Annotated in this window: 24 protein-coding genes and 1 riboswitch; of the genes, 6 read left to right on the forward strand and 18 right to left on the reverse strand. The window is 70.4% G+C overall.

What is annotated here, in order from left to right; genetic code table 11:
- Nucleotides 1-3: 3 nt before the first annotated feature.
- The 4 genes from E1295_RS28050 to E1295_RS28065 all read right to left on the reverse strand — a co-directional run bounded on the left by E1295_RS28050 (nucleotide 4) and on the right by E1295_RS28065 (nucleotide 5,006).
- Complete coding sequence (locus E1295_RS28050; RefSeq protein ID WP_132634326.1) at nucleotides 4-2,547, reverse strand: L-aspartate oxidase; 2,544 nt, start codon at nucleotides 2,545-2,547, stop codon at nucleotides 4-6.
- 79 nt (nucleotides 2,548-2,626) lie between these two features.
- Nucleotides 2,627-3,463 (reverse strand): pantoate--beta-alanine ligase, encoded by an 837-nt coding sequence (panC, locus tag E1295_RS28055; protein ID WP_132634328.1) that lies wholly within the window; start codon nucleotides 3,461-3,463, stop codon nucleotides 2,627-2,629.
- A gap of 19 nt (nucleotides 3,464-3,482) precedes the next feature.
- Complete coding sequence (locus E1295_RS28060; protein ID WP_132634330.1) at nucleotides 3,483-4,373, reverse strand: Rossmann-like and DUF2520 domain-containing protein; 891 nt, start codon at nucleotides 4,371-4,373, stop codon at nucleotides 3,483-3,485.
- A gap of 405 nt (nucleotides 4,374-4,778) precedes the next feature.
- On the reverse strand, nucleotides 4,779-5,006 hold the full coding sequence (locus tag E1295_RS28065) for a chaplin (protein WP_132634332.1): 228 nt from the start codon (nucleotides 5,004-5,006) through the stop codon (nucleotides 4,779-4,781).
- Between the two features lie 172 nt (nucleotides 5,007-5,178).
- On the opposite strand from E1295_RS28065, the gene E1295_RS28070 reads away from it, so the two are divergent.
- Nucleotides 5,179-6,141: an SAM-dependent methyltransferase gene (locus E1295_RS28070; RefSeq protein WP_132634334.1), complete on the forward strand. Its 963-nt coding sequence runs from the start codon at nucleotides 5,179-5,181 to the stop codon at nucleotides 6,139-6,141.
- Here the strand turns inward: E1295_RS28070 and E1295_RS28075 are convergent.
- Nucleotides 6,125-7,318 (reverse strand): cytochrome P450, encoded by a 1,194-nt coding sequence (locus E1295_RS28075; RefSeq protein ID WP_132634336.1) that lies wholly within the window; start codon nucleotides 7,316-7,318, stop codon nucleotides 6,125-6,127. The two genes, E1295_RS28070 and E1295_RS28075, sit on opposite strands and share 17 nt — an antisense overlap.
- A 119-nt stretch (nucleotides 7,319-7,437) precedes the next feature.
- Nucleotides 7,438-7,553: riboswitch (SAM riboswitch) on the forward strand.
- A 43-nt stretch (nucleotides 7,554-7,596) separates the two neighbouring features.
- Between E1295_RS28075 and E1295_RS28080 the strand changes: the two genes are divergently transcribed.
- The gene (locus E1295_RS28080) at nucleotides 7,597-8,907 is read left to right on the forward strand and encodes an aminotransferase class V-fold PLP-dependent enzyme (RefSeq protein ID WP_132634338.1); all 1,311 of its coding nucleotides are present in this window, start codon (nucleotides 7,597-7,599) and stop codon (nucleotides 8,905-8,907) included.
- Nucleotides 8,908-8,910: 3 nt separating this feature from the next.
- Here the strand turns inward: E1295_RS28080 and E1295_RS28085 are convergent, their stop codons facing one another.
- Entirely contained in the window at nucleotides 8,911-9,546 is a 636-nt protein-coding gene (locus E1295_RS28085; protein WP_132634340.1) for a DoxX family protein, read from the reverse strand.
- 124 nt (nucleotides 9,547-9,670) lie between these two features.
- Here E1295_RS28085 and E1295_RS28090 point away from each other — a divergent pair, with 124 nt between their 5' ends.
- From E1295_RS28090 to E1295_RS28100, 3 genes are read left to right on the forward strand one after another with little or no spacing between them, the layout of a single operon-like run.
- Nucleotides 9,671-10,816, forward strand: coding sequence for an NADH-quinone oxidoreductase subunit D (locus tag E1295_RS28090; RefSeq protein ID WP_132634342.1), 1,146 nt, complete (start codon nucleotides 9,671-9,673; stop codon nucleotides 10,814-10,816).
- Complete coding sequence (locus E1295_RS28095; RefSeq protein ID WP_220448923.1) at nucleotides 10,813-11,940, forward strand: acyltransferase family protein; 1,128 nt, start codon at nucleotides 10,813-10,815, stop codon at nucleotides 11,938-11,940. The genes E1295_RS28090 and E1295_RS28095 overlap by 4 nt, the downstream gene beginning before the upstream one ends.
- Nucleotides 11,933-12,118: a hypothetical protein gene (locus E1295_RS28100; protein WP_132634344.1), complete on the forward strand. Its 186-nt coding sequence runs from the start codon at nucleotides 11,933-11,935 to the stop codon at nucleotides 12,116-12,118. Before E1295_RS28095 ends, E1295_RS28100 begins: the two co-directional genes overlap by 8 nt.
- Here the strand turns inward: E1295_RS28100 and E1295_RS28105 are convergent.
- The 11 genes from E1295_RS28105 to dacB form a co-directional block, all read right to left on the reverse strand.
- Complete coding sequence (locus tag E1295_RS28105; RefSeq protein ID WP_132634346.1) at nucleotides 12,115-12,570, reverse strand: DUF3180 domain-containing protein; 456 nt, start codon at nucleotides 12,568-12,570, stop codon at nucleotides 12,115-12,117. The genes E1295_RS28100 and E1295_RS28105 overlap by 4 nt on opposite strands.
- Entirely contained in the window at nucleotides 12,567-13,070 is a 504-nt protein-coding gene (gene folK / locus E1295_RS28110; RefSeq protein ID WP_132634348.1) for a 2-amino-4-hydroxy-6-hydroxymethyldihydropteridine diphosphokinase, read from the reverse strand. The genes E1295_RS28105 and folK overlap by 4 nt, the downstream gene beginning before the upstream one ends.
- A complete protein-coding gene (gene folB / locus E1295_RS28115) occupies nucleotides 13,070-13,432 on the reverse strand; it encodes a dihydroneopterin aldolase (RefSeq protein WP_132634350.1) in 363 nt (120 codons plus the stop codon). Before folB ends, folK begins: the two co-directional genes overlap by 1 nt.
- Nucleotides 13,422-13,868, reverse strand: coding sequence for a nuclear transport factor 2 family protein (locus tag E1295_RS28120; protein WP_132634352.1), 447 nt, complete (start codon nucleotides 13,866-13,868; stop codon nucleotides 13,422-13,424). Before E1295_RS28120 ends, folB begins: the two co-directional genes overlap by 11 nt.
- Entirely contained in the window at nucleotides 13,865-14,722 is an 858-nt protein-coding gene (gene folP / locus E1295_RS28125) for a dihydropteroate synthase (protein WP_166427447.1), read from the reverse strand. Before folP ends, E1295_RS28120 begins: the two co-directional genes overlap by 4 nt.
- Nucleotides 14,723-14,780: 58 nt before the next feature.
- Complete coding sequence (gene folE / locus E1295_RS28130) at nucleotides 14,781-15,359, reverse strand: GTP cyclohydrolase I FolE (RefSeq protein WP_132634354.1); 579 nt, start codon at nucleotides 15,357-15,359, stop codon at nucleotides 14,781-14,783.
- Nucleotides 15,356-17,350 carry an ATP-dependent zinc metalloprotease FtsH gene (ftsH, locus tag E1295_RS28135; RefSeq protein WP_132634356.1) on the reverse strand — a complete coding sequence of 665 codons (1,995 nt, stop codon included), beginning with the start codon at nucleotides 17,348-17,350 and terminating at the stop codon, nucleotides 15,356-15,358. The genes folE and ftsH overlap by 4 nt, the downstream gene beginning before the upstream one ends.
- Before the next feature lie 250 nt (nucleotides 17,351-17,600).
- Nucleotides 17,601-18,152 (reverse strand): hypoxanthine phosphoribosyltransferase, encoded by a 552-nt coding sequence (gene hpt / locus E1295_RS28140; protein WP_132634358.1) that lies wholly within the window; start codon nucleotides 18,150-18,152, stop codon nucleotides 17,601-17,603.
- A gap of 10 nt (nucleotides 18,153-18,162) precedes the next feature.
- Nucleotides 18,163-19,155, reverse strand: coding sequence for a tRNA lysidine(34) synthetase TilS (gene tilS / locus E1295_RS28145; protein WP_132634360.1), 993 nt, complete (start codon nucleotides 19,153-19,155; stop codon nucleotides 18,163-18,165).
- Nucleotides 19,156-19,445: 290 nt separating this feature from the next.
- The gene (locus E1295_RS28150; protein WP_181958052.1) at nucleotides 19,446-20,522 is read right to left on the reverse strand and encodes a zinc-dependent metalloprotease; all 1,077 of its coding nucleotides are present in this window, start codon (nucleotides 20,520-20,522) and stop codon (nucleotides 19,446-19,448) included.
- A gap of 195 nt (nucleotides 20,523-20,717) precedes the next feature.
- Nucleotides 20,718-21,893: a D-alanyl-D-alanine carboxypeptidase/D-alanyl-D-alanine endopeptidase gene (dacB, locus tag E1295_RS28155; protein WP_246080426.1), complete on the reverse strand. Its 1,176-nt coding sequence runs from the start codon at nucleotides 21,891-21,893 to the stop codon at nucleotides 20,718-20,720.
- A gap of 414 nt (nucleotides 21,894-22,307) precedes the next feature.
- Here dacB and E1295_RS28160 point away from each other — a divergent pair, with 414 nt between their 5' ends.
- On the forward strand, nucleotides 22,308-22,805 hold the full coding sequence (locus E1295_RS28160) for an inorganic diphosphatase (protein ID WP_132342097.1): 498 nt from the start codon (nucleotides 22,308-22,310) through the stop codon (nucleotides 22,803-22,805).
- Nucleotides 22,806-22,808: 3 nt separating this feature from the next.
- Here E1295_RS28160 and E1295_RS28165 read toward each other — a convergent pair whose 3' ends face one another.
- Nucleotides 22,809-23,918, reverse strand: a complete 1,110-nt coding sequence (locus E1295_RS28165; RefSeq protein ID WP_132634364.1) for a C40 family peptidase — start codon at nucleotides 23,916-23,918, stop codon at nucleotides 22,809-22,811.
- Nucleotides 23,919-24,074 lie beyond the last annotated feature (156 nt).

The following is a 24,074-nucleotide window of genomic DNA, read 5'->3' on the forward strand; positions in this document are numbered from 1 at the left end:
CAATTACCCCCGCAGATCCAGTGCGATGTCCAGGGCCGGCGCCGAGTGCGTAAGCGCTCCCACCGCAAGGTAGTCCACGCCAGTGTCGGCCACATCACGAGCCGATTCCAAGGTCAATCCCCCGCTCGCTTCAAGGGCAACCCTGTTTCCGACTCGCTTCTTCACGATTTGTACGGCACGTACGGTGTCCTCGATCGTGAAGTTGTCCAGCAGGATCTCCTCGGCCCCCTCGTCGAGCACGGCCTCCAACTGGTCAAGCCGGTCGACCTCGACCTCGATCGGCAGGTCGGGGAAGCGCTCCCGCACGGCCCTGAACGCCTCGGCCACGCCTCCCGCCGCCACCACGTGGTTGTCCTTGATCAGGGCCGCGTCCGACAACGACATCCGGTGGTTCACGCCGCCGCCGCAGCGCACGGCGTACTTCTCCAGCGCCCGCAGCCCCGGCAGCGTCTTGCGGCTGTCGCGCACGCGCGCCGGGGTGCCGCTGACCGCCTCGACCCACCTGCCGGTCAGCGTCGCCACCCCGGACAGATGGGTGAGCAGGTTGAGCGCGGTACGCTCGGCCGTCAGCAGCGCCCTGACCGGCCCCTCGACGGTCATCAGCACGTCGCCCGCCCGCACCTGTTCGCCGTCCTTGACCGCGCGCTCCGCCCGGACCGCCCCCAGCCGGACGAACACCGCCTCGGCCACGGCCAGCCCCGCGACGATGCCGTCCTTGCGGGCCACCACGTCGGCGACCGCGCGCCGATCGGCCGGGATGGTGGCCAGGCTCGTCACGTCGCCCTCCACGCCCAAGTCCTCCTCCAGCGCGCGGTCGATCAGCGCGTCCACCTCCGCCGGGTCGAGCCCGGCCGCGGCCAGCTCGCCCGCCGCGGCCTCCCGGCCGGCGAGCCGCCGTGCACCGGCGTCCCCATGTGGTGTGTACGTCATGCGCGGCCCCTCCTCCGTCAGGGTCACGTCCAGGTGACCCAGCCATTCGTCGTCGTCGCGGCTGTCGTGGTCCTCGCGCCAGTGCGAGCCACGGGTTTCGAGCCTGGCCGTCGCCGCGCCGGTGAGCACCGTGGCGACGGTCAGCAGGTTGGTGGCCTCCCAGGACTCGGTGCACGCGGGCACCGCGACGGGCGTCCAGCGGGCGTCCCGCAGCGCCTTCGCCGTGCCCAGCAGCGACTCGCGGCTGCGCAGGACGCTCGCCCCCATGCTCATGTGGCCCTGGATCCTGGGCCTGGCCCGCGGGTCGACCAGGCCGGACGCCGCCTGCCCCGGCACCGGGTCGCCCGGTTCGGGGCGTACCCGGTGGATGTCCTCGGCGATGCGCTCGGCGAAGACGAGACCTTCGAGCAGCGAGTTGGAGGCCAGCCGGTTCGCGCCGTGCACACCGGTGCAGGCCACCTCGCCGCACGCGTACAGACCCTCGATGGAGGTGCGCCCGCGCAGGTCCGTACGGACGCCGCCGCTGGCGTAGTGGGCGGCGGGAGCGACGGGAATCGGTTCGGCGGCCGGGTCGATGCCGTGCTCGTGGCAGACGGCGTAGATCGTGGGGAAGCGGGTCTTCCAGGTGTCGCGGCCGAAGTGCCGCCCGTCGAGGTACACGTGATCGCGCCCGGTCTCCCGCATCCTGCGCATGATGGCCTTGGCCACGACGTCGCGCGGAGCCAGGTCGGCCAGCTCGTGCTCGTCCCGCATGAACCGTTCCCCGTCGTGGTCGACGAGGAAGGCGCCCTCGCCCCTGACCGCCTCGGAGATCAGCGGCTGCTGCCCGGTCGATCCGGGGCCGAGCCACAGGACGGTCGGGTGGAACTGCACGAACTCGAGGTCGCGCACCACCGCCCCGGCCCGCAGCGCCAGCGCCACCCCGTCGCCGGTGGAGACGGAGGGGTTGGTCGTGGCGGCGTAGACCTGGCCCATGCCGCCGGTGGCCAGCACCACGGCCCTGGCGCGCACCGCGCCCACCCCGTCGCGGGCGCCCTCGCCCATGACGTGCAGCGTCACGCCCCTGGCCCGGCCTTCGGCGTCCTTGAGCAGGTCGAGCACCAGGGCGTGCTCGATCACCTCAATCGACCCGGCGCGGACCGCCTCGACGAGCGCCCTCTGCACCTCCGCGCCGGTGGCGTCGCCGCCCGCGTGCACGATCCGGCGCCTGCGGTGGCCGCCTTCCCTGGTGAGCTGGAGTTCGCCGTCAGGGGCGCGGTCGAAGCGCGCGCCCCTGACGATGAGCCGCCGCAGCGCGTCCGGCCCCTCGCTCACCAGCGTGCGCACGGCCTCCACATCGCACAGCCCCACCCCGGCGAGCAACGTGTCGCTCAGGTGCTCATCGGGGGTGTCGTGCGGGTCGAGCACGGCCGCGATGCCGCCCTGGGCCCACCGAGTCGAGCCGGCCGACAACACGTCCTTCGTGACGACCAGCACGTTGGCCTCCGGCTCCAGCTCGGTGAAGCGCAGGGCCGCGGTCAGGCCCGCGATGCCGGAGCCCACGACGACCACGTCGGCCTCGACGGTCCAGCCGGGCGCCGGGGCGGTCAGCCGCAGGGGAATCGCCGGTGCACTCATGGGGGTCTCCTCAGCGAGGCAATTTCGTCAACATGACGATAACCCGTCGCCCGGCGTGCGCTCGCCCCGGGGTGCCCGCTCAGGCGCGGCTCAACGTCACGCTGACGTTGTCGATCAGTCGCGTGGCCCCGACCCTGGCGGCCACCGCGAGCACGGCCATGCCGTCGTACGTCTCGTCCACCTCAGCGAAGGTGGCCGGATCGACGAGGACCAGGTAGTCGACGTCCAGCTCCGGCCCCGCCGCGTCGAGCACCTCCCGCGCCGCCGCGCGGATTTCCGACGGCGTGAGCTCGGCCGCCCCCGCCCGCAGCGCCCGCGAGAGCGCCAGCGCCACCCGCCGGTCGTCCTCGGACAGGAACCGGTTGCGGCTGGACAGGGCCAGGCCGTCGGGCTCGCGCACGGTGGGCACGTCGAGGATCTCGATCGGCAGGTCGAGGTCCGCCACCATGCGGCGGATGAGGGCGAGCTGCTGGGCGTCCTTCTGCCCGAACACCGCCAGCCCCGGCTGGACCACGTTGAACAGCTTGAGCACCACGGTGAGCACCCCGTCGAAGTGACCCGGCCGGGCCGCGCCCTCGACGATCGAGCCCATCCGGCCCGCGGAGACGCCGACCTGGCGGTCGGGCGCGTACATGTCCTCGACGGCCGGGTGGAACACGACGTCGACGCCCTCGGCCCGGCACACGTCGAGATCCGCCTCGAATGTACGGGGATAACGCGAAAAATCCTCATCAGGGGAAAATTGCAGAGGATTGACGAAAATGCTGACCACAACGTGATCGGCCCGAGCACGCGCCTGTCTGATCAGCGCCTGGTGCCCCTCGTGCAGCGCGCCCATGGTCGGCACGAGGGCCACCTCGCCACCACCCCGCGCCTTGACCAGGTCTTCCCTGTTCCTGGCGACGATCAGCTCCATGAGGGCCCTCTCTCATCCGTTAAGTCCATATATTGCCCCCCAGCGCGTCGAGCAGCCGCTCCGCCTCCTCGGGCTTGAGCAGCCCCGCCGCGAGCGCCCGGTCCGCCGTGAGCCTGGCCAGCGCGATGTAGGCGTCGGCCGCCTCGGGAGCGGCCAGGATGAGCGCGTCGACGTGCTTGCGTACGGTGTCGGCGTCGCCGCGTACCACCGGGCCGGTGAGCCCGCCGATCCCGAGCCGCAGCACGTTGTCGAGCGCGGCGCCGAGCAGTGGCCCCAGCATCCGGCCCGGATGGTCGACGCCGATGCGCCCGAGCAGGTCGGACGACTCGGCGATGAGCGTGACCATGTGGTTGGCCGCTCCCGCGAGCGCCGCGTGGTAGAGCGGGCGGTCGGCGTCGTCGATCCAGACCGGCTCGCCGCCCATCTCGATCACCAAAGCCTCGGCGATGGGACGCAGCACGTCGGGCGCGGTCACGCCGTAGGAGATGCCGGTGAGCTTGTTCAGATCGTCGTCGCGGCCGGTGAAGGTCATCACCGGGTGCAGCGCGAGCGGCAGCGCGCCGGCCTCGGCCGCCGGGTCGAGCACGGACAGCCCGTACGCCCCGCTGGTGTGCACGAGCAGCTTGCCGTGCAGGTCGGCCTTCGTGGACGCCAGCCCGTGCACCAGGTCGGGCAGCGCGTCGTCGGGAACGGTGAGCAGGATCAGCTGCGCAGCCGCCACGACCCGGTCGGGCCGGGACGGCGTGACGCCGAGCCGGTCGGCGGCCCACCGCTGCGAATTGTCGGACACTCCGCTGGCGGCCACCACCCGATGGCCCGCCTGTGCCAGCGCGGCCCCGAGGGCCGAGCCCACCTTGCCCGCACCGAGCACTCCTACGGTCAGCCGTGCCGGGCGATCACCCGCGTCCATGACGTCACCCCTGTCGACTGCGAACGAGAAACCCGCTGGCGCACTGCCGCTTACAGGGTCTCGACCAGGGACGGCACCAGGGCGGCAGCTCGCTGATGCGGGCTTCTTTTTCGTGATGGCGCTGCCGACCAGGGTAACGGCCTATCGGAGTCGAGCATGTGACCGTGCCTTTGCCGCGCGTTGAGTTAACGACAAAAGCGACAAGGGCATACAAAAAACGCACCCCCTGTCGGAAGAGATGAGGAGAGGGGTTCACCGCATGGCAGCGGGCGCCGAGTCCGTCCTCTGGACCCGACGCCCGCGAAAGAAGTGAACCTCTTGGAGGTGCACCGGGCCGGCCGACCGCCGACTGACCGGCCCGGGACGGACCCGGGCCGGCCTGCGCCGGCCCGGGCTCCGCCTCACTCAGTGGTGGCTGGGCGCATGGGCGAAGGCGCCGCCCTTGCAGCCGGCGAGCGCGCCGCCGACGACCGCCACCGCATTGCCGCAGACGTTGACGGGGATGACGATGGGCAGGTGCAGCTGGTTGCCCGAGGCGATGCCACCGGCACCGCTGGTGATGTCGGCGTGCGCGGGGGCGGCGAGGGACAACATCGCAACGGCTCCGGCGACGGCCATGGCCTTCTTCAGCATGAGGGCTCCTCTCGGTTGCGCGGCCGCCTTGCGGGCCGCGGAGGCGTGTTCGACGAGGGACACGAAGAGTGATCACTCGAAGACAATGCGTCAAAGGTACCTCAAGCCGAGCACGTTAAGTGGTCTTTCGATAACGTCCTGTGTCCGGCGGAAGTCATGAGATAGTCCAGACATGTGGCTCACCTGGCGCGCCGCCACGCAGCGCGCGCTTTACGGCGAGGCGGGCTTCTACCTCCGCGAACGCCCATCGGGCCACTTCCGCACCTCGGTCAGCGCCTCGGCCGCGTTCGCCGGTGCGGTGCTGGCCCTGCTCGCCGAGGTGGACGCCGAACTCGGCTCCCCCGCCGCGCTCGACCTGGTCGACATCGGCGCGGGCGAAGGGACGCTCGTCAGCCAGGTCCTGGCCGCTGCCGAGCCCGGCCTGCGCGACCGGCTGCGGGTCACCGCCGTCGACCTCTGCCCTCGCCCCGAGGGCCTGCCCGAGCGCATCCACTGGCGACCCGACCTGCCCGCCGCTGTCACGGGGCTGGCCATCGCCAACGAATGGCTCGACAACGTCCCGATCGACGTGGTGGAGCAGACCGGCGAGGGGCCGCGGTTGATCATGGTCGACGTACGCACCGGCGAGGAGCGGCTCGGCGACCCGCCCGGTCACGCCGACCGCGCATGGCTCGAGCGATGGTGGCCGTTGTGCGGGGTGGGCGCGCGGGCGGAGATCGGGCGACCCCGCGACGAGGCGTGGGCCTCGGTCCTCGCACGACTGACCAAAGGCAGAGCGATCGCCATCGATTATGCACATCCTGTGGATAACCGTCCGCCCTGCGGCACCCTGACCGGATACCGCGACGGCGCGGTCGTGACCCCCGTCCCCGACGGCACCTGCGACATCACGGCACATGTCGCGCTCGACGCGTGCGCGGAGGCCGGGCGCGAAGCCGGTGCGATATCCACAACCTTGTCCACACAGCGTGACGCGCTCAGGGCCCTCGGCATCACCGGCGCCAGGCCGCCCGCCGACCTGGCACACGTCGATCCGCGCGGCTACCTGCGCGCCCTGGCCAGGGCCTCGGAGGAGGGCGAGCTGATCGATCCGTCGGGCCTCGGCGGCTTCGGCTGGCTCAGCCAGTGGCGGTGAGCTCCAGCGACCTCAGCCCGCGGATGACGTAGCCCGTCTTCCACTCCGGCTTCTGCCGCAGTTCCAGCGTGGCCGCGCGGTCCAGGAGCGCGCCGAACGACTCCATCAGCTCGATCCTGGCCAGCGGCGCCCCCAGGCAGAAGTGGATCCCGGCGCCGAAGGAGATGTGCGGATTGTCGGCGCGGCCCACGTCGAGCCTGTCCGGGTCGTCGAACACCGCCTGGTCCCGGTTGGCCGACCCGAACAACAACGCCACCTCCGCCCCGCGCGGAATCCGTACGCCGTGCACCTCGATGTCCTCCAGCACCCAGCGCTCGAACATCTGCAGCGGCGTGTCCCAGCGCATCAACTCTTCCACGGCCGTGGGCAGCAGCGAACGGTCCTCGCGCAGCCGTACGAGCTCGGCGGGGTTCCTGAACAGGGCCCACCAGCCGTTGCCCGTCACGTTCACGGTGGCCTCGTGACCGGCGTTGAGCAGCAGGACGCACGTGCCGACCAGCTCGTCCTCGGTCAGCTCCGTGACCTGGGTGAGCGCGCTGATCAGGTCGTCGCCGGGGCGCGGGCGGCGCTCGGCGGCCAGGGCCTTGAGGTAGGCGGCGAACTCCTCCGCCGCGCGCACCGCGGTGTGCTGGGCCTCGAGGGCCGGGTTGAGCTCGTACATGCCGCAGATGTCGGACGACCACGGGCGCAGCAGGTGGCGGTCCTGCTCGGGGATGCCGAGCATCTCGGCGATCACGGTCACCGGCAGCGGCTCGGCGACGTCGGCGATCAGGTCGCCGCCGCCCTTGGCGACGTACGTGTCCACCAGGTCCCGCGCGATGGCGTGGACCCGGGGGCGCAGCGACTCGACCATGCGCGGCGTGAACGCCTTGGACACCAGCCGGCGCAGCCTCGTGTGCACCGGCGGCTCCACGTCCAGCATGCCCGCCCTGATCACCCGCCAGAACGGCTCCTGGAACTCCGGCTCCGGCGGCCTGCCGAACTCCTCGTGCGTGGCCACGTGCAGGTAGGACCGGCCCAGGCGGCGGTCTCTGAGCAGCGCGTTGACGTCCGCGTGCCGGGAGATCAGCCACTGGTTCGTCGGTTCGAAGTAGCTGACCGGAGCGTCGCGGCGCAGCTCCTCGTAGACGCGGTACGGGTGAGCCACGAAATCCGGATTCCAGGGATCAAAGCGCATCATTTCATCTTAGAAGCGGGATCCCCCTCTCGGCAGTGCCTTCTTCCCCTGCCGGAGGACCGCCGGAGGTTCCCCCGCTTGCGGTGCATGCCCGGGTGCGGGTTATAGTCCTTGACGTAGGTCATGAGTGCCAGCGACAAGCCCCGGCTAGCTGGCCGGCAACCCTCGCGTCCGCGGCGGGGTGCCCCGGGTGAAGACCTGGTCCGTCACGAGGTGTGGCGGGCAAGCGCGGGCTCCGTGGCTGCTCCAGGGGTCCGACGACCCCGAGGAGGACTGCCGTGTCCACGTTGACGATCTTCACGTCCGCTTCCGCCAGGGCCGCCGAGGCCCCCGCCGAGGCCCCCGCTCCCGCCGCCGCGCGGCCCGTTCCCGCCGTGCTCGGCGCCGACCTCAAGGTGCCGGTCAAGGGCGGCCGGCTGGTGAGCTACGCCAACCTCGACTACGCCGCCAGCGCCCCCTGCCTGGAGCCGGTCAGCGCGGCCGTCGCCGCCGCGCTCCCGGCCTACTCCAGCGTCCACCGCGGCGCGGGTTACGCCTCCCAGCTCACCACCGCCCGCTACGAGCAGGCCAGGCACACCGTCGGCGCGTTCGCGGGGGCCAGGCCGGGCGACGCCGTCATCTTCACCCGCAACACCACCGACGCCACCAACCTGCTCGCCCGCTCCCTGCCCGAGGGCACGACCGCCGTCGTCTTCGACACCGAGCACCACGCCTCGCTCCTCCCCTGGCCCCGGTCCGTACGCCTGGCACCGCCCGCCTTCCCCGGCGAGGCCGTGCGCGCCGCCGACGAGACACTGGCCGCGATCGACGGGCCCAAGCTGCTCGTCGTCACCGCCGCCTCCAACGTCACCGGGGAACTGTGGCCGATCGCCGCCCTGGCCCACATCGCGCACCGGCACGGGGCCAGGATCCTGGTGGACGCCGCGCAGCTCGTACCGCACCGGCGGCTCAACCTCACCGCGCTCGACCTCGACTACGTGGCCTTCTCCGGGCACAAGCTGTACGCCCCCTTCGGCGCGGGCGTGCTGATCGGGCGACGTGACTGGCTCGCCGAGGCGGAGCCGTACCTGAAGGGCGGGGGCGCGGTCCGGTCGGTGGCCGGCGGGGTCGAGTGGCACGACGACCCGGAGCCGCGGCACGAGGCGGGCACGCCGAACGTGCTCGGCGCCATCGCGCTGGCCGCCGCCTGCGACGCGCTCTCCGCCACCGGATGGACCCCGCTGGTGCGCGAGGAGGAGCGGCTGATCGCCCGGCTGCGGGCCGGTCTCGCCTCGATCGAGGGTGTACGCGAGCTGTCCCTGTGGGGGGACGACCATCCGCGTGTGGGCATCGTGTCGTTCACCGTCGTGGGGCGGCCGGCCCGCGAGGTGGCCGAGGTGCTGTCCGGCGAGTACGGCATCGGGGTGCGCGACGGCAAGTTCTGCGCGCACCCGTTCGTCCGGCACCTGGTGGGAACGGAGAACGGGCACCCGGACGGCGGGTGCGCGGACGGCGCCGCGTCAGCGGTGCGCGCCTCCATCGGCATCGGCACCACGCAGGAGCACGTGGACCGGCTGATCGAGGCGCTGCGCGACCTCACCGCCCGCTGATGCTCAGCCCTTGGGCGGTTCGCGGCGTGGTGGCTGCTCGTCGCCGACCAGGGCGTCGATGTCGCGCATGTCCTTGTCGCTGAGGCCGCTCTCCTTCGGCGCGCTCGGCTGCCGGGGCACCTGGGGCGGCTCCTGCTGCGCCGGCAAGGGCGTCGTCGGGCCGCCGGCCGTGCCCCGTGCGGCGGGCGCGTGGGCGGCGAGGTCGGCCTCGGCCGCGCGGCGTTCTGCCCGCCTGCGCGACATCGAGCGGAAGATGCCGTCGAGGCCGAACCTGCCGCCGCCCAGGACGAGGAACAGCAGGCTCAGCGCGCCGAGCGCACCAGGCAGCTCCCAGCCGTTGTCGGCGGACATCGGGGTGAGGCCCCAGTGCACGAAGAAGATCGCGCCGAGCATGTTGAGCAGCAGCAGCACCGCCACGGGCCTGACCAGCAGGCCGAGGATCAGGAAGATACCGCCGACGGTCTCCACGACGGTCGCGTACGCGGCGGCCAACTCGGGCGCCGGGATCCCCGACTCCCTGAAGCCCTGCGCGGTGGCGCCCAGGCCGCCCTGCCACTTCTGCCATCCATGGGCCAGGAAGATCACGCCCGTCACCACGCGCGCGATCAGAGCCGCGACGTCGAACAAAATCCTTTTCATGGTGATTTCTCCCCCCATTCCAGGTATCCCTCCCCATGTCCGACTTTGGGATGCATGTGCATACCAAGGTTTGACGGTCCCCCCGGCGCTGGATCGACACCCACGACGGTGGCAGCATGGCCGTATGACGGAACGTGTGGTCGGAATAGGTGCGGGTGCCAAAGAACTGGCCACCGAGGACATGATCCTCAACATCGGTCCGCAGCACCCGTCGACCCACGGGGTACTCAGGCTCCGGCTCACGCTCGACGGCGAGCGCATCGCCACCGCCGAGCCCATCATCGGCTACATGCACCGCGGCGCGGAGAAACTGTTCGAGGTACGCGACTACCGCCAGATCATCATGCTCGCCAACCGGCACGACTGGCTGTCAGGCTTCGCCAACGAGCTGGGCGTGGTGCTCGCCGCCGAACGCCTGCTCGGCATGGAGCCCCCGGTCAGGGCCGTGTGGGCGCGCACGCTGCTGGCCGAGCTCAATCGGGTGCTCAACCACCTGATGTTCCTCGGCTCCTACCCTCTGGAGCTGGGCGCGATCACCCCGCTGTTCTACGCCTTCGACGAACGCGAGCGCATCCAGGCCGTCATGGAGGAGATCTCCGGCGGGCGCATGCACTACATGTTCAACCGGGTCGGCGGGCTCAAGGAGGACCTGCCGCTCGGCTGGCTCGACCGGGTGTCGGCGGCCGTCGATGAGACCCGCCGCCGCGTGCCCGACATCGAGAACCTCATCCTGCACAACGACATCTTCCTGGCCCGCACCACGGGCGTCGGCGTGCTCACCCACGACCAGATCATGCAGTACGGCGTGAGCGGCCCCGTCGCCCGTGCCTCCGGCGTCGACTTCGACCTCCGGCGCGACGAGCCCTACCTCGCCTACCCCGAACTGCCCGTCAAGGTGATCACCAGGAGCGCGGGCGACTGCCACGCCCGCTTCGAGGTCCTGCTCGAACAGCTCAAGGTCTCGCTCGACCTGGCCGACGCCTGCGCCGAACGCCTGCGCGCGCTGCCTCAAGGGCCGATCAACCAGCGCCTGCCCAAGGTGCTCAAGGTGCCGGAGGGCCACACGTACGCGTGGACGGAGAACCCGCTCGGCATCAACGGCTACTACCTCGTCTCCAGGGGCGACAAGACGCCGTGGCGGCTCAAGCTGCGTTCCGCCTCCTACAACAACATCCAGGTGCTGCGCGAGATGTTGCCCGGTCACCTGGTGGCCGACATGGTCGCCATCCTCGGCTCGATGTTCTTCGTCGTGGGTGACATCGACAAGTGACGACGCAAGAACGCGACAAATACGTCGACTGGCTGCGCGCCCTGAGCCTGATCGTCGTGGTGGTGTGGCACTGGGCGTTCACCATCCTCGAATGGAAGCCGCACGGCCCCGAGCCCACCAGCCCGCTGGGCTTCACCTCCGGCCTGTGGATCCTCACCTGGCTGCTGCAGGTGCTGCCGCTGTTCTTCTACGTCGGCGGTCACGTGCACCTGCTGTCCTGGAACCGGGCCAAGGCGCGGGGCGTCGGCATCGGCTCGTTCGTCCTGCGGCGCATCCGCGCGCTCGCCTTACCCGCGCTCGTCCTGTCCGGTGTGTGGGCCGTCATCGGGGCCGTCGTCACGTGGGCCTTCGACGTCGACTGGATGTGGCGGGTCGTGCTGCTGGTGCTCAGCCCGCTCTGGTTCCTCGGCGTCTACCTGGTGCTGATCGCGCTGCTGCCCGTGGCGCTGTGGTTGCACAGCCGCTACGACGTGCTCGCCCTGATCTGGCTCGGCGGCGCCGCCCTGGTGATCGACGTGGTGCGCTTCAGCTACGGCGTCGACGAGGTCGGCTGGCTCAACATGATCATCGTCTGGGGGCTGGCGCACCAGGCCGGGTTCTTCTACGACCGGGTCGTCGCGCTGCCCCGCCGCTATGACAAGGGACTGTTGTGGACCGGGCTGTTCGCCCTGTTCGGGCTGGTCTACTCGGGCATCTATCCCGGCTCGATGGTGGGCGTGCCCGGCGACAAGTGGTCGAACATGGCGCCGCCCACGTTCGTGATCGTGGCGCTGCTGCTCTTTCAGATCGGGCTCGTGGAGGTGCTGCGGCCCTCCATGGAGCGCGTACTCGTACGGCAGGGGTGGCGCCGGGTCAACGACTTCATCAACCGCTATTCGCTGCCGCTGTTCCTCTTCCACACCACGGGGATGGCCCTCGCGCTGGGGTTGTCGTGGTGGTGGTTCGGCACTATGGGCACCCAGATCCCGCCCGACCTGAAATGGTGGCTGGAACGCCCCATCGCCATCATCGGCCCGCTGATCTGCACCGCCCCCGTCATCTATCTCTTCGGCCGGCGCCGCACACCTGTGCGCCAAAAGCGGGACGAGGACGTCGGCCGCTCCCTAGGCTCGGAACATGGCTGACATCGGCTTCCACGCCACCGCCGAGGACCTGCGGATCATCCGCGCCGCGCTGCGGGAAGGCGAGCGGCCGAGCGACGTGATCCGCCGCGCGCTGCGCCTGCTGCACCGGGAGATGTGGCACGACCGCGTGCGAGCCGCCGCCCGGCGCAGCACCGAAGACCTCTCCGGCGAGCACTAGTCGCGCTCCTGCTCCTCCGGCTCCTTGGGGATGCGGCAGGCGTGCTCCAGGTAGAGGGCGGCGCAGACGAGGAGCACGCACGACACCAGCGACCCCGCGGCCACGAAGAACTCGCCCCGCGGCGTCTCCCGGTCGAGCAGCTGCGCCGTGTGCAGCCCGAACCCGGCGAAGATCCCCCCGAACGCAGCCCCCGCGTACGCCGACGCCTTCGCCAGCGCCGCCAGCCGGGCCACCGACATCGGCTCCACCGGCTTGGTGCCGGGCTTCCTCTCGATCCTGGCCTTGGTCAGCCAGGCGGTGTAGCCCTCGCCGATGGCCAGCAACGTCACCGTGGGGATCGCGGTCCACGGCATCAGCGGCAGATCGGAGTAGACGGGCTGGATCACCACCCAGGTGAGCAGCGCGACGACGACGAGGATGCCGACCAGATGGCCGGGGTGTGTGGGCTTCAATCCGGCCTCTGCAGCTTGAGGTCGTCGCGCAGGCGTACGCCCTGCCGGTCGAGCCCCTCCAGCAGGTCGGCCACCCGGCCGCGGCCGGGCAGCACCGCCTCAGGGTCGGCCTTCGACCAGGGCACCAGCACGAACGCACGCTCGTGGGCGAGCGGATGCGGCAGCGTCAGCTCGGGGTCGTCGCTGACGAACTCGCCCACCGCCACCAGGTCGACGTCGAGCGTGCGCGGCCCCCACCGTTCGCCGCGGACCCTGCCGAAGGCGTCCTCGACGTTGAGCGCCCGCTCCAGCAGCCGGAAGGGCTCCAGCGTGGTCTCGGCGATCACGATCGCGTTGAGGTAGGGGCGCTGCCCGGGCGGGCCGCCGACCGGGTCGGTCTCGTAGACGGGGGACGCCTGCACGAAGTCCAGCCCGGGGGCGTCGAACAGGGTGTCGACGGCGCCCTGCAACGTCTGGAAGCGGGCCCCCATGTTGCTGCCCAGGGCGATGACGGCCTTCATCAGCGGCTCCGCTCGATCGTCACGACCACGTCGTCGAAGGGCAGCGGGATGGGCGCCGCCGGCTTGTGCACGCTCACCTCGGCCCTGTGCACCAGCTCATTCGCCAGGCACACCTCGGCCAGCCGCTGCGCGAGCGTCTCGATCAGCTCGACCGGCTCGCCCTCCACGACCTTGACGAGGGCCTCGGCCAGCTCGCCGTAGTGGACGGTCTTGGTGAGGTCGTCGCCGGCCGCCGCCGGGGCGGTGTCGAGGAACAACGTCGCGTCGATGACGAACTCCTGCCCGAGCTCCCGCTCGGCAGCGAGGACGCCATGTCTCCCCCGGGCACGCAGGCCCTTGAGGGCGATGCGATCAGCGCTCAAGCTCGCCGTCCTCCTCCTCGTCGTCGTCGCTCTGGAGCACGGGCGAGCCGTGGTGCATCCACAACCGCCACCCCTGCGGGGTGCGGAGGTAGACGTTGCTGGCCACCACCTTGCCCGCGGCGAAGCTGGACTCGCCCTCCTCGCCGGCGGTGAGGATGTTCTCCACGCAGGTGAGCACGGCCACGTCACCCAGCACCGTCGTGCTGACGTCGGTCAGCACGAACTGGATGTAGGTGGTGTTGGCCATGATCAACGCCCATGACCGCAGCACCTCCGAGCGGCCCGTCAGCAGGGTCCAGCCCGGGTGCACGCAGGTCACCTGCTCGTCACCGGAGTCGTCCGCCCAGATCTCGGTCATCTTGTCGAGATCGGCGTTCTCGATCGCGGTGTAGAACTCCTGGTTCACCGTCTCGATAGCGGCGGTGTCGACGCTCATGTGTTGGCTCCGGCTCTCTTCCATGCGGCGGCCACGCGCACGGCATCGGCATTGGGACCTACCTCGTGCACGCGCACGCACCAGGCGCCCGCGTGGGCGGCCAGCGCGGTCACCGCCAGGGTCGCGTCGTCACTGCGGCTGAACGGCCGGGGTGTGCCGTCGGGGGCGGCCAGCAGCCGGCCGAGGAACCGTTTGCGCGACGCGCCCACCAGCAGGGGATAACCCAGTTCGGCGAGCTTCGGGATGCCGGCCAGCAGTGCCCAGTTGTGCTCGGCGTTCTTCGCGAACCCGAGACCGGGGTCGATCACGATCTGCTCCTCCGTGACGCCCTCCGCCAGCACCAGATCGACCCGTTTGGCCAGCTCTTCGCGGACCTCGGTGACCACGTCGGCGTAGACCGCACGGCTGTCCATGTCGTGGCTGTGGCCGCGCCAGTGCATCACGACGTAGGGGACTCCGGTGGCGGCGACCGCGCGGGGCATGTCGGGATCGGCGAGCCCGCCGCTCACGTCGTTGACGAGCCGCGCGCCCGCCTCGACCGCGGCCCTCGCGACCTCCGCCCGCATCGTGTCGACGCTGACCAGCACCCCCTCCGCGTCGAGGGCCCTGATCACCGGGACGACCCGGGTGAGCTCCTCCTGCAGGGACACCCTGGCGGCCCCGGGACGGGTGGACTCGCCACCCACGTCGACGATGTCGGCACCCTCATGGACCAGGTCGAGGCCGTGCTGGATCGCGGCCTCCTCGTCGAACCACCGACCGCCGTCGGAGAACGAATCGGGCGTCACATTGACCACGCCCATGACGAGGCACCGATCCGCGCCTCCCGGCACGTTCATGGGCACGCTAGTCATGGGCCAAGCCTAGGCGCTTCCCGACACGTGATGACATCGTGGGTACCCCGTTCCGTCGTCAACGGTGGAGAATCAGCGCCATCGCCTCGGAACGGGTCTTGTCGCTAGTGCGGAAGTCACCGCGGACCGCCGAGGTCACGGTCTTGGCACCGGGCTTGCGCACCCCACGCATCGTCATGCACAAATGTTCGGCCTCGACCACCACGATGACCCCGCGCGGCTCCAGCACCCGCATGAGCGCGTCGGCGATCTGCGAGGTCATGCGCTCCTGCACCTGCGGACGGCGGGCGAACACGTCGACCAGACGGGCCAGCTTGGACAGGCCCGTCACCTCGCCGCGCTGGTTGGGGATGTAGCCCACGTGGGCCACCCCGTGGAAGGGGACCAGATGGTGCTCGCAGGTCGAGTAGACCTCGATGTCCCTGACGAGCACCATCTCGTCGTGGTCGACGTCGAAGACCTTGGTCAGCACGTCCTCAGGCGTCTGGCCGAGCCCCGAATACTGTTCGGCCATGGCGCGGGCGACCCGGGCAGGTGTGTCGATGAGGCCGTCGCGGTCGGGATCCTCGCCGATGGCGTAGAGGATCTCGCGTACGGCCTTCTCGATCCGGCCCTGGTCGATGTCGTGCTGCGTCACGCACTGTCTCCGGACGGGAGGGCGTCCTGGTGGCCCATGGTGAGCGAGCCGTTGGCCGACTGCTCCTTCGGGGTCAGGATCGGCGGGCGGTCGGAGGGCAGCCGCTTGCCGTAGCCCGCGTAGGACGGCCGGTGCTCCCTGATGACCACCGGGCTGAAGATCTGGAGCACCTGCTCGCGGGAGAGGGTCTCCTTCTCCATGAGCTCCAGCACCAGGTTGTCGAGCACGTCGCGGTATTCGACCAGGATGTCCCAGGCCTGGTCGTGCGCCGTCTCGATCATCCGGCGGACCTCCTCGTCGATCGTGGAGGCGATCTTCTCGGAGTAGTCGCGCTCGTGGCCCATCTCGCGGCCCAGGAACACCTCCGCCTGGCCGCTGCCGAACTTACGGGCGCCGAGCTGCTCGCTCATGCCGTATTCGGTCACCATGCGGCGGGCGACGGCGGTGGCCTTCTCGATGTCGTTGGAGGCGCCGGTGGTCGGCTCGTGGAAGACGAGCTCCTCCGCCGCCCGGCCACCGAGCAACATCGCGAGCTGGTCCATCATCTCCGACCTGGTGGCCAGGAACTTGTCCTCCATCGGCAGCGTCATCGTGTAACCGAGCGCGCGGCCCCGGGACAGAATCGTGATCTTGTGCACCGGATCGGAGTTGGGCAAGGCGTGCGCCACCAGCGCGTGACCGCCCTCGTGATAGGCGATCATCTTCTTTTCCTTGTCGGACATGACCCGCGTCTTGCGCTCGGGCCCTGCCATGACACGGTCGATCGACTCCTCGAGGAGCTCCATCGTGATCAGCTTCTGGTCGGCCCGCGCGGTGAGCAGGGCCGCCTCGTTGATCACGTTGGCCAGGTCGGCGCCGGTGAACCCGGGTGTGCGCCGCGCGATGACGTCGAGGTCGACGTCGGGTGAGAACGGCTTGCCCCGCCCGTGCACCTTGAGGATGCCCTTGCGGCCCTCGAGGTCGGGCCGGTCGACGGTGACCTGCCGGTCGAAACGCCCCGGACGCAGCAGCGCCGGGTCGAGGATGTCGGGCCGGTTGGTGGCCGCGATGAGGATCACGCCGCCCTTGACGTCGAAGCCGTCCATCTCGACGAGCAACTGGTTGAGCGTCTGCTCGCGCTCGTCGTGACCGCCGCCCAGGCCGGCGCCGCGGTGGCGGCCGACCGCGTCGATCTCGTCGATGAAGATGATCGCCGGGGCGTTGGCCTTGGCCTGCTCGAACAGGTCACGAACACGCGAGGCGCCGACACCGACGAACATCTCGACGAAGTCGGAACCGGAGATCGAGTAGAACGGCACGCCCGCCTCGCCCGCGACCGCGCGGGCCAGCAGCGTCTTGCCGGTGCCGGGCGGGCCGTAGAGCAGCACGCCTTTGGGGATCTTGGCGCCGATCGCCTGGAACTTCGACGGAGCCTGCAGGAACTCCTTGATCTCCTGCAGCTCCTCGATGGCCTCGTCGGCGCCGGCGACGTCGGAGAAGGTCGTCTTGGGGGTGTCTTTGGTGATCAGCTTGGCCTTCGACTTGCCGAAGTTCATCACCCGGGAGCCGCCGCCCTGCATCTGGTTCATGATGAACAGGAAGATCAGCACGATGATGACGATCGGCAGGAAGCTCACCAGGAGGCTCACCAGGAAGTTTTCCTGCGGCACCTCGGTGGCGAAGCTCTTCGTCTTGCCCGCGTCGACCTGAGCCTGCAGCTCGTCGGTCAGCTTGCTGCCGTAACCGGTGACCCAGTCGGACTGGATCAGCTTCGTCGGGGCGTCGCCGGCCTTCACCACCACGGGGTTGGTCAGCGTCACCTCGATTCGGTTGTCCTTGTCGATGATCTTGGCGTTGCTGACGTTTCCGGCGCGAATCTGCTGAAGAACCAAGGACGTGTCGGCCGGCTTGTAATTGCCGCCACCGCTCCAGAGCTGGGTGACGAGCAGGAGCAGCACGACGATGCCCAGGATCCACAGCAGTGGCCCACGTGTAAATCGCTTGAGATCCATCCGATGCGGAACCCCTTGCGGGCCCGTCCCTTCCTGACCATGGCCTGTGAAACCCCGGGTCGCCCCGGGGCCGCGGCATCCGACACCGCGAGTTCTGACTACCCGAAGGGGACCACGCGGTCACCCTTCAGGAGTCCGAAGGTACACCGGCACGGCGGACGGAGGGACCCGCCCGCTGCACCGGTCTTGCCCTATCAACGTACGTCACGTTGCGCAGTGTTCCCGGCCCGGCGGGAACACTGCGGGATCGCTAGGTGTAAACGTGCGGGGCGAGCGTGCCGATGAACGGCAGATTGCGGTATCGCTCCGCGTAGTCGAGGCCGTAACCGATGACGAACTCGCTGGGAATGTCGAAACCAACGTATTTCACCTCGATAGGCACCTTCACCGCGTCAGGTTTGCGCAGCGCGGCGCAGATCTCCAGCGAGGCCGGATTGCGCGACTTCAGGTTTTCCAGCAGCCAGTGCAGGGTCAGACCGGAGTCGATGATGTCCTCGACGATCAGCACATGGCGGTCGAGGATGTCGGTGTCGAGGTCTTTCAGCACGCGTACGACGCCGGACGACCTGGTGCCGGCACCGTACGACGACACCGCCATCCAGTCCATCTGCACGGGCACGTGCAGAGCCCTCGCCAGGTCGGCCATCACCATGACCGCGCCCTTCAGCACGCCCACGAGCAGGACTTCCTTGCCCGCATAGTCCTCGTCGATCCGGCCGGCGAGCTCTTTGATCCTGGCCTGGAGATCTTCCTCGGAGATGAGGACCTTTTCCAGGTCATTGCCCATGTCGGCAGCGTCCACCTGTGGTTCCTTACGGGATGGGACTGATGGCGAGTATCAGGGTGCCATACCGCCGCACGGCCGACAGACCCCCGGGCAGGTCCACCGCCTTCTGCCCGTGCCACCGCGTGACCAGCCGGTCCACGGCCAGCACGTGGGCGGCCGACAGGGCTCCCGGAGGTGCTCCCGCGGCGATCGCCGCGCGGCGCAGGACTCTCCGCCTGACGGCGTCGGGCAGAGTCTCCAACTCGTCCACGGACAGCGTGACCGACCCCTCGATATCGCTTAGAGCGCAATTTCGGTACGCCGATTCCGCCCACCCGTCCAGTGCGTCGGCGTCCTCGCGCGCCATCCCCGCGGTCCTCGCGAGCGCCTCGGCGACCCCAGGGCCCAGCTCCTTCTCCAGCACCGGCAGCACGTGCCTCCTCACACGGACCCGGGTGAAGCGGGGATCCTCGTTGTGCGGGTCGTCCCACGGGGGCAGGCGCAGCGCCCTGCAGGCGGCGACCGTGGTGGCCCGCGGAAGGCCGAGCAACGGCCGCAGATAACGCCCGCTCCTCGCCGCCATGCCCGACAACGAACGCGGCCCGCTCCCCCTCGCCAGACCGAGCAGGACCGTCTCCGCCTGGTCGTCCCTGGTGTGCCCGAGCAGGACCGCCTGCGCCTCAAGCCGGTCGGCCGCCTCCGCCAGCGCCGCGTAGCGCGCGTCCCTGGCCGCCGCCTCGGGACCGCCCGCCGTGCCCACCGTCACTGTGAGCACCTCCACCGGGTCGAGACCCAAGCCCCGGACCACCTCCGCCACCGTCGCGGCGCGCCCGGCCGAGCCCGGCTGCAGCCCGTGGTCCACGGTCAGCGCCCCCGCCCGCAGGCCCATCCGGGGCGCCACGAACGCCAGGGCGGCCGACAGGGCAAGAGAATCGGCTCCGCCGCTGCACGCCGCCAGGACCAGCGCACCCTCCTCGACACCGGCCAGCGCCTCGCGCACAGCCCTGCGTACGTCGGCGACTGCTGGATGTGGCCCCACGCAGCCATTGTCCCGGCTCACGCCACCACCCAGAACCCCGACGGCCCACACCACCTGCCCTCTCCGCGCCGCCCTAAGGGGCTCGCGGATCCCGACGGACCACACGGATCCTGCGGGCCAGCGGGCCCGACGGATCCGACGGGTCCTGCGGGCCAGCGAGTGCGGCGGGTCCGACGGATCCTGCGGGCCAGCGGGTCCGGCGGGTCTGACGGGTCAGTGGGCCCGACGGGTCGGCGGATCAGCGGGTCCGACGGATCAGTGGGTGCGGCGGATAAGGCGGATAAGGCGGATCAGGCAGGTAGGGCCGGGGTGCCCGTGACCCGGGAGACCCAGCGGTCGGGATCGGAGATCTCCTGGGTCGTCGGCAGCGTCTCGGGCGAGGTCCAGACCTTGTTGAAGCCGTCCATGCCGACCCGGTCGACCACGGTGCGGACGAACGCCGAGCCCTCCGCGTACTGCTTCATCTTGACCTCGATCCCCAGCAGCCGCCTGACCGTGCGGTCGAGGCGGGAGCCGCCCTCGCGGCGCTGGGCGAACTTGGAGCGGATGTCGGCGACCGACGGCACCACGGAGGGGCCGACGGCGTCCATCACGTAGTCGCCGTGTCCTTCGACCAGGGTCATCACGGCCGTCAGACGGTCGAGGATCTCCTTCTGGCCGGGCGACTGGATGGCGTCGATGAGGTTGCCCTCGCCGCCGCGCACCACGTCGGCCACCGTGTCGGCGGCGTTGCGCAGGCGTTCGAGCAGGGTGGGCAGGTCGAGGTCGGAGGCCAGCAGGAACTCGGTCATCTGCGAGCGCACGTATTCGCGCAGCCACGGCACGCCCGTGAACTGCACGCGGTGGGTTTCCTCGTGCAGGCAGACCCACAGGCGGAAGTCGTGCGGGTCGACGGCCATCTCGCGCTCGGCGTGCACGATGTTGGGCGCGACCAGGGTCAGGCGGCCCGTCGGCTCCTCACCCGTCGGGTCGGGCGGGAGGAACAGCTCGTACTGGCCCAGCACGCGCGAGGCCAGGAACGCCAGGACGGCGCCGACCTCGACGCCCGTGATGCGGGAGCCCACGGCCGTGACGATGGCGGGCGGCGGGTTGTCGCCGCCGCTCATGCGCTGGGTCAGGGGTTCGAGCACGACGCGGAAGCCCTCGACGTTGGCCTTGATCCAGCCAGGCCGGTCGACGATGGTCGCGGGCTGTGGCGCGGTGTCGGTGTGAATTTTCGTGAACTCGCGCACGTGGCCCTCGGCCTCACGTGACAGGGTGCGGAGCTCGGCGACGGCCTGCCTGGCCTCCTCCCGGCTCACCTGAGGACCGGGGCGCACCAGGCGCGTGCCGGTCGTGACGGCCAGATCCCAGTCGATCACCTGCATAACGTCCACCGTACGTGCTTCTCGTCGTGCCCGCGAAGGACCGCCCCATCCGCGAGGGAGCGCCGGGGTCTGGACTGAGGAGGAAGGGAGCGAAGCGACCGACCGACGAGGGAAGACCCCGGACCCCAGCGACCGAGCCGCGATCCACAGGATCGCCATAAGCAGGTCGTGATCCGGAGGATCGCCATAAATGTGTTAGTTGCGGGCGACGATGGCGGCGAGGCGGTCGAGTACGGGTTCGGCGTTGACGGGGACGTGGTCGGCCATGAAGGCGAAGGTGACCAGCCGCCCGTCCTTGGTGGTGGCGAGGCCCGCCAGGGTGTTGACGTTGTTGAGTGTGCCGGTCTTGGCGCGTACGAGGCCGACCTGCCCCTTGCTGTCGGCGGCGGTGAAGCGGCGGCCGTTGCCGAGGGTGCCGGAGAAGCCGGCGATGGGCATGCCCGAGGCGATGGCGTGCAGGTCGGGGTGGTCGGCGGAGTCGCCCATGGCGATGATCTTGGCGAGGGCGCGGGGGCTGATGCGGTTGCGGATGGAAAGGCCGCTGCCGTCGGAGAGCGCGGCGACGCCCTGGGCGGCCCCGAGCCGCTGGAGTACGGCGGTCACGCCCTTGGCGCCCCCTTCGAAGGACGCCTGCTGCCCTTCCTTGATGGCGACGTGTCTCATCAGCGCCTCGGCCATGTCGTTGTCGCTCTCGGTGAGGGTGTGCTCGACGAGGGCGTAGACGGGGGCGGAGTCGACGCGGCCGAGTTCGGCGGCGCCGGCGGGGGCCTCGCCCTCGCGTACGGACTTCGACACCGCGATGCCCTCCTTCTTGAGGAGCCGGGCGAAGGCGGTGGCGGCGTATTGGGGCGGGTCGTCGACTCTGGGGGCGTTGTGGCGGGGGTGCCGGCGGCCTTCGTCGATGGCGAGGGCGTGGACGGTCGCCACGTTGCCGTCGGGGATGTAGCTGGGTTTCCAGCCGGCGGCCTTGACCGGGCCGGCGAAGAGCGAGGTGTCGTAGGAGAGGGTGACTTTCTTGATGTTCTGGGACTTCAGCGTGGCGGCGGTGCGGGCGGCCAGCGTGCGGAGGGAGGCCTGCTTGGGGTAGCCGGGCTTGGCGGAGGGGCCGGCGAGCAGCGGGTCGCCGCCGCCGACGAGGACGACCGTGCCGGGTTCGGGGCCCTGGACGGCCGTGGTGGACAGGCGGTTGTCGGGTCCCAGCGAGGCGAGCGCGGCGGCGCAGACGGCGATCTTCGTCGTCGAGGCGGGCACGAAGGCGGCGTCGGCGTTGGAGGCGAAGATCTCCTGGCCGGTGGCCGCGTCGAGCACGACGGCGCCGACCCTGTCGCCCAGCGCCCGGTCACCCAGGGCGCGGGTGAGCTGTCGCGTCAAAGTACTCTTGGTGGGGAGAGGTCCGTCTCCGGGCTTCGCCGGAAGCTGGGCCAGCACAGGTCCCGCGGTGACCACGGGGGCGGGGGGAGACTCTTCCTGCGGTGACTCCGTCGGCCCGCCCGGTGGAGACTGCCCCGTCAATGCGCTGAGGCTGAAGCCGGTGTTCATCGCGTAAACGCCGATGACGATGGTGAGGGCTTGGAGCACGACGAGGGTGGTCAGCATCACCCACCTGTCGTGCCGCGCCACGTCGCCTGCCCTCTCTCCTGTGTTCGCCTACGAGACATTAACGCCCAGCCGGGGGTGCCCGGGGGCTGAGCGGGGGAGAGCAGCGCTGACCGGGCCCCGGTGAGGCGGTTGACCGCGTCCTGGGACGCCTTGTGAGGCGCTCTCGACCCATGAGAGAGGACCGCGGTGGAGTTCGACGTTGTCGTAGAGATTCCCAAGGGGCAACGGAACAAGTACGAGGTGGACCACGAGACCGGGAAGATCAGGCTCGACCGGTTGCTGTTCACCTCCACGCAGTACCCCGCCGACTACGGCTTCATCGAGAACACCCTCGGTGAGGACGGCGACCCGCTGGACGCGCTGGTGCTGCTGCAGGAGCCGACGTTCCCGGGCTGCTACATCACGTGCCGGGCGGTGGGCATGTTCAGGATGACCGACGAGAAGGGCGGCGACGACAAGGTCCTCTGCGTGCCCTCGACGGACCCCCGTATGCATCACATCCAGGACATCCATCACGTGTCGGAGTTCGACCGGCTGGAGATCCAGCATTTCTTCGAGGTCTACAAGGACCTGGAGCCGGGCAAGTCGGTCGAGGGCGCCAACTGGGTGGGGCGCATCGAGGCCGAGGCCGAGATCGAGCGTTCGTTCCGCCGGGCCAAGGACGAGGGACACGACGGTCACTGACGGTCAGCGGGGCCTGGTGGCGCCCACCAGGTCCCCGCGGTAGATCGAGGCCACCCGTACGACGTCGCCGGTCTGCGGCGCGTGCACCATCTGGCCCCGGCCGACGTAGATCCCCACGTGGTGGATGGTGCCGGGGTCGTCGCTGATGTGGCCGAAGAACACCAGGTCGCCGCGGCGCAGCTGGTCGAGCGGAACGTGCGGGCCCGAGGTCCACTGGGTGCCGGTCCAGTGGTCGAGCCGTACGCCGACCTTCTCCCAGGCGCGCATGGTGAGCCCCGAGCAGTCGTAGGTGTCGGGCCCGTCGGCCGCCCACACGTACGGCTTGCCGAGCTGGGTGAGCGCCCAGTTGGCCGCGACGTCCCCCAGGGCGGAGCCGCGCGAGGCGAGGCCGGAGACCGCGGCGGCGGCGGCCTTGCGGCGGGCCAGCAGCTGGGCGCGGGTGCGGGCCGCGTCGACCTTGCGCTGCAGGTGCCTCTCGCGGGCACGCAGGGCTTTCATGTCGCGCCGCTGACCGGCCACGGCCTCCTTGGCGGCGAGCTCGGCCTGCCTGGCGCGTTCTGTGGCGGCCTTGCGGGCGGCGTAGGCGTTGGCGGCCTGGGTACGCAGGATGCCCGCGACCTCCTGGGCGTCGCGCATCCTGGCGAGGATCGCGGCCCGTTCGCTGCTCATGTGTTCGAGCACGCCCGCCCGGTGGAGCATGCCGGCCGTCTCGCCGTGGTCCATGAGCATGCCGAGGAACGGCTCGGTCATGGCCGCGCCGCCGTAGGTCTCCGCCGCCAGCAGCGCGACGTCCTGCCGGGCCCGCTCGACCTCGGCGTCGGCCGCGGCGAGGCGTTCCCTGGCCTGCTGGTCGACCTGCTCGGCCCGCCGGAGCCGGACGAGCTCCCCGTTGTACGCCTCCACGAGCCGCTCGACCTCGGCCGCCAGCCGGCCGAGCCGTGACTGGGCGGTGGCCAGCCTGGCGCTGGTCTCCCCCAGGCGCTTGGAGCGTTCGCGTACGGTCTGGCGGGCCTTCTTGACGTCACGCGCGGAGGGGGCGGGCTCGGCGTGCACCGGTGGGCACGTGCCGGCCAGCAGGCAGACCGCGAGCAGCCCGGCCCGGAATGCGCGCATAGGTCCCCCTGGAAGCGGATGGTCACTCTATGCACACAGTCCCCGGACGTTCACTCGCGTAACACCGGTTTACGCAGGTCAGCCGGTTTCCGTAGGAGTTGACGAAGGTTCCGCGGTGGGGGACGGGGTGGTCGTTTGCGTCGGCTTGGTGATGGT

This window comes from Nonomuraea mesophila (assembly GCF_004352805.1).
GTDB lineage: Bacteria > Actinomycetota > Actinomycetes > Streptosporangiales > Streptosporangiaceae > Nonomuraea > Nonomuraea longispora.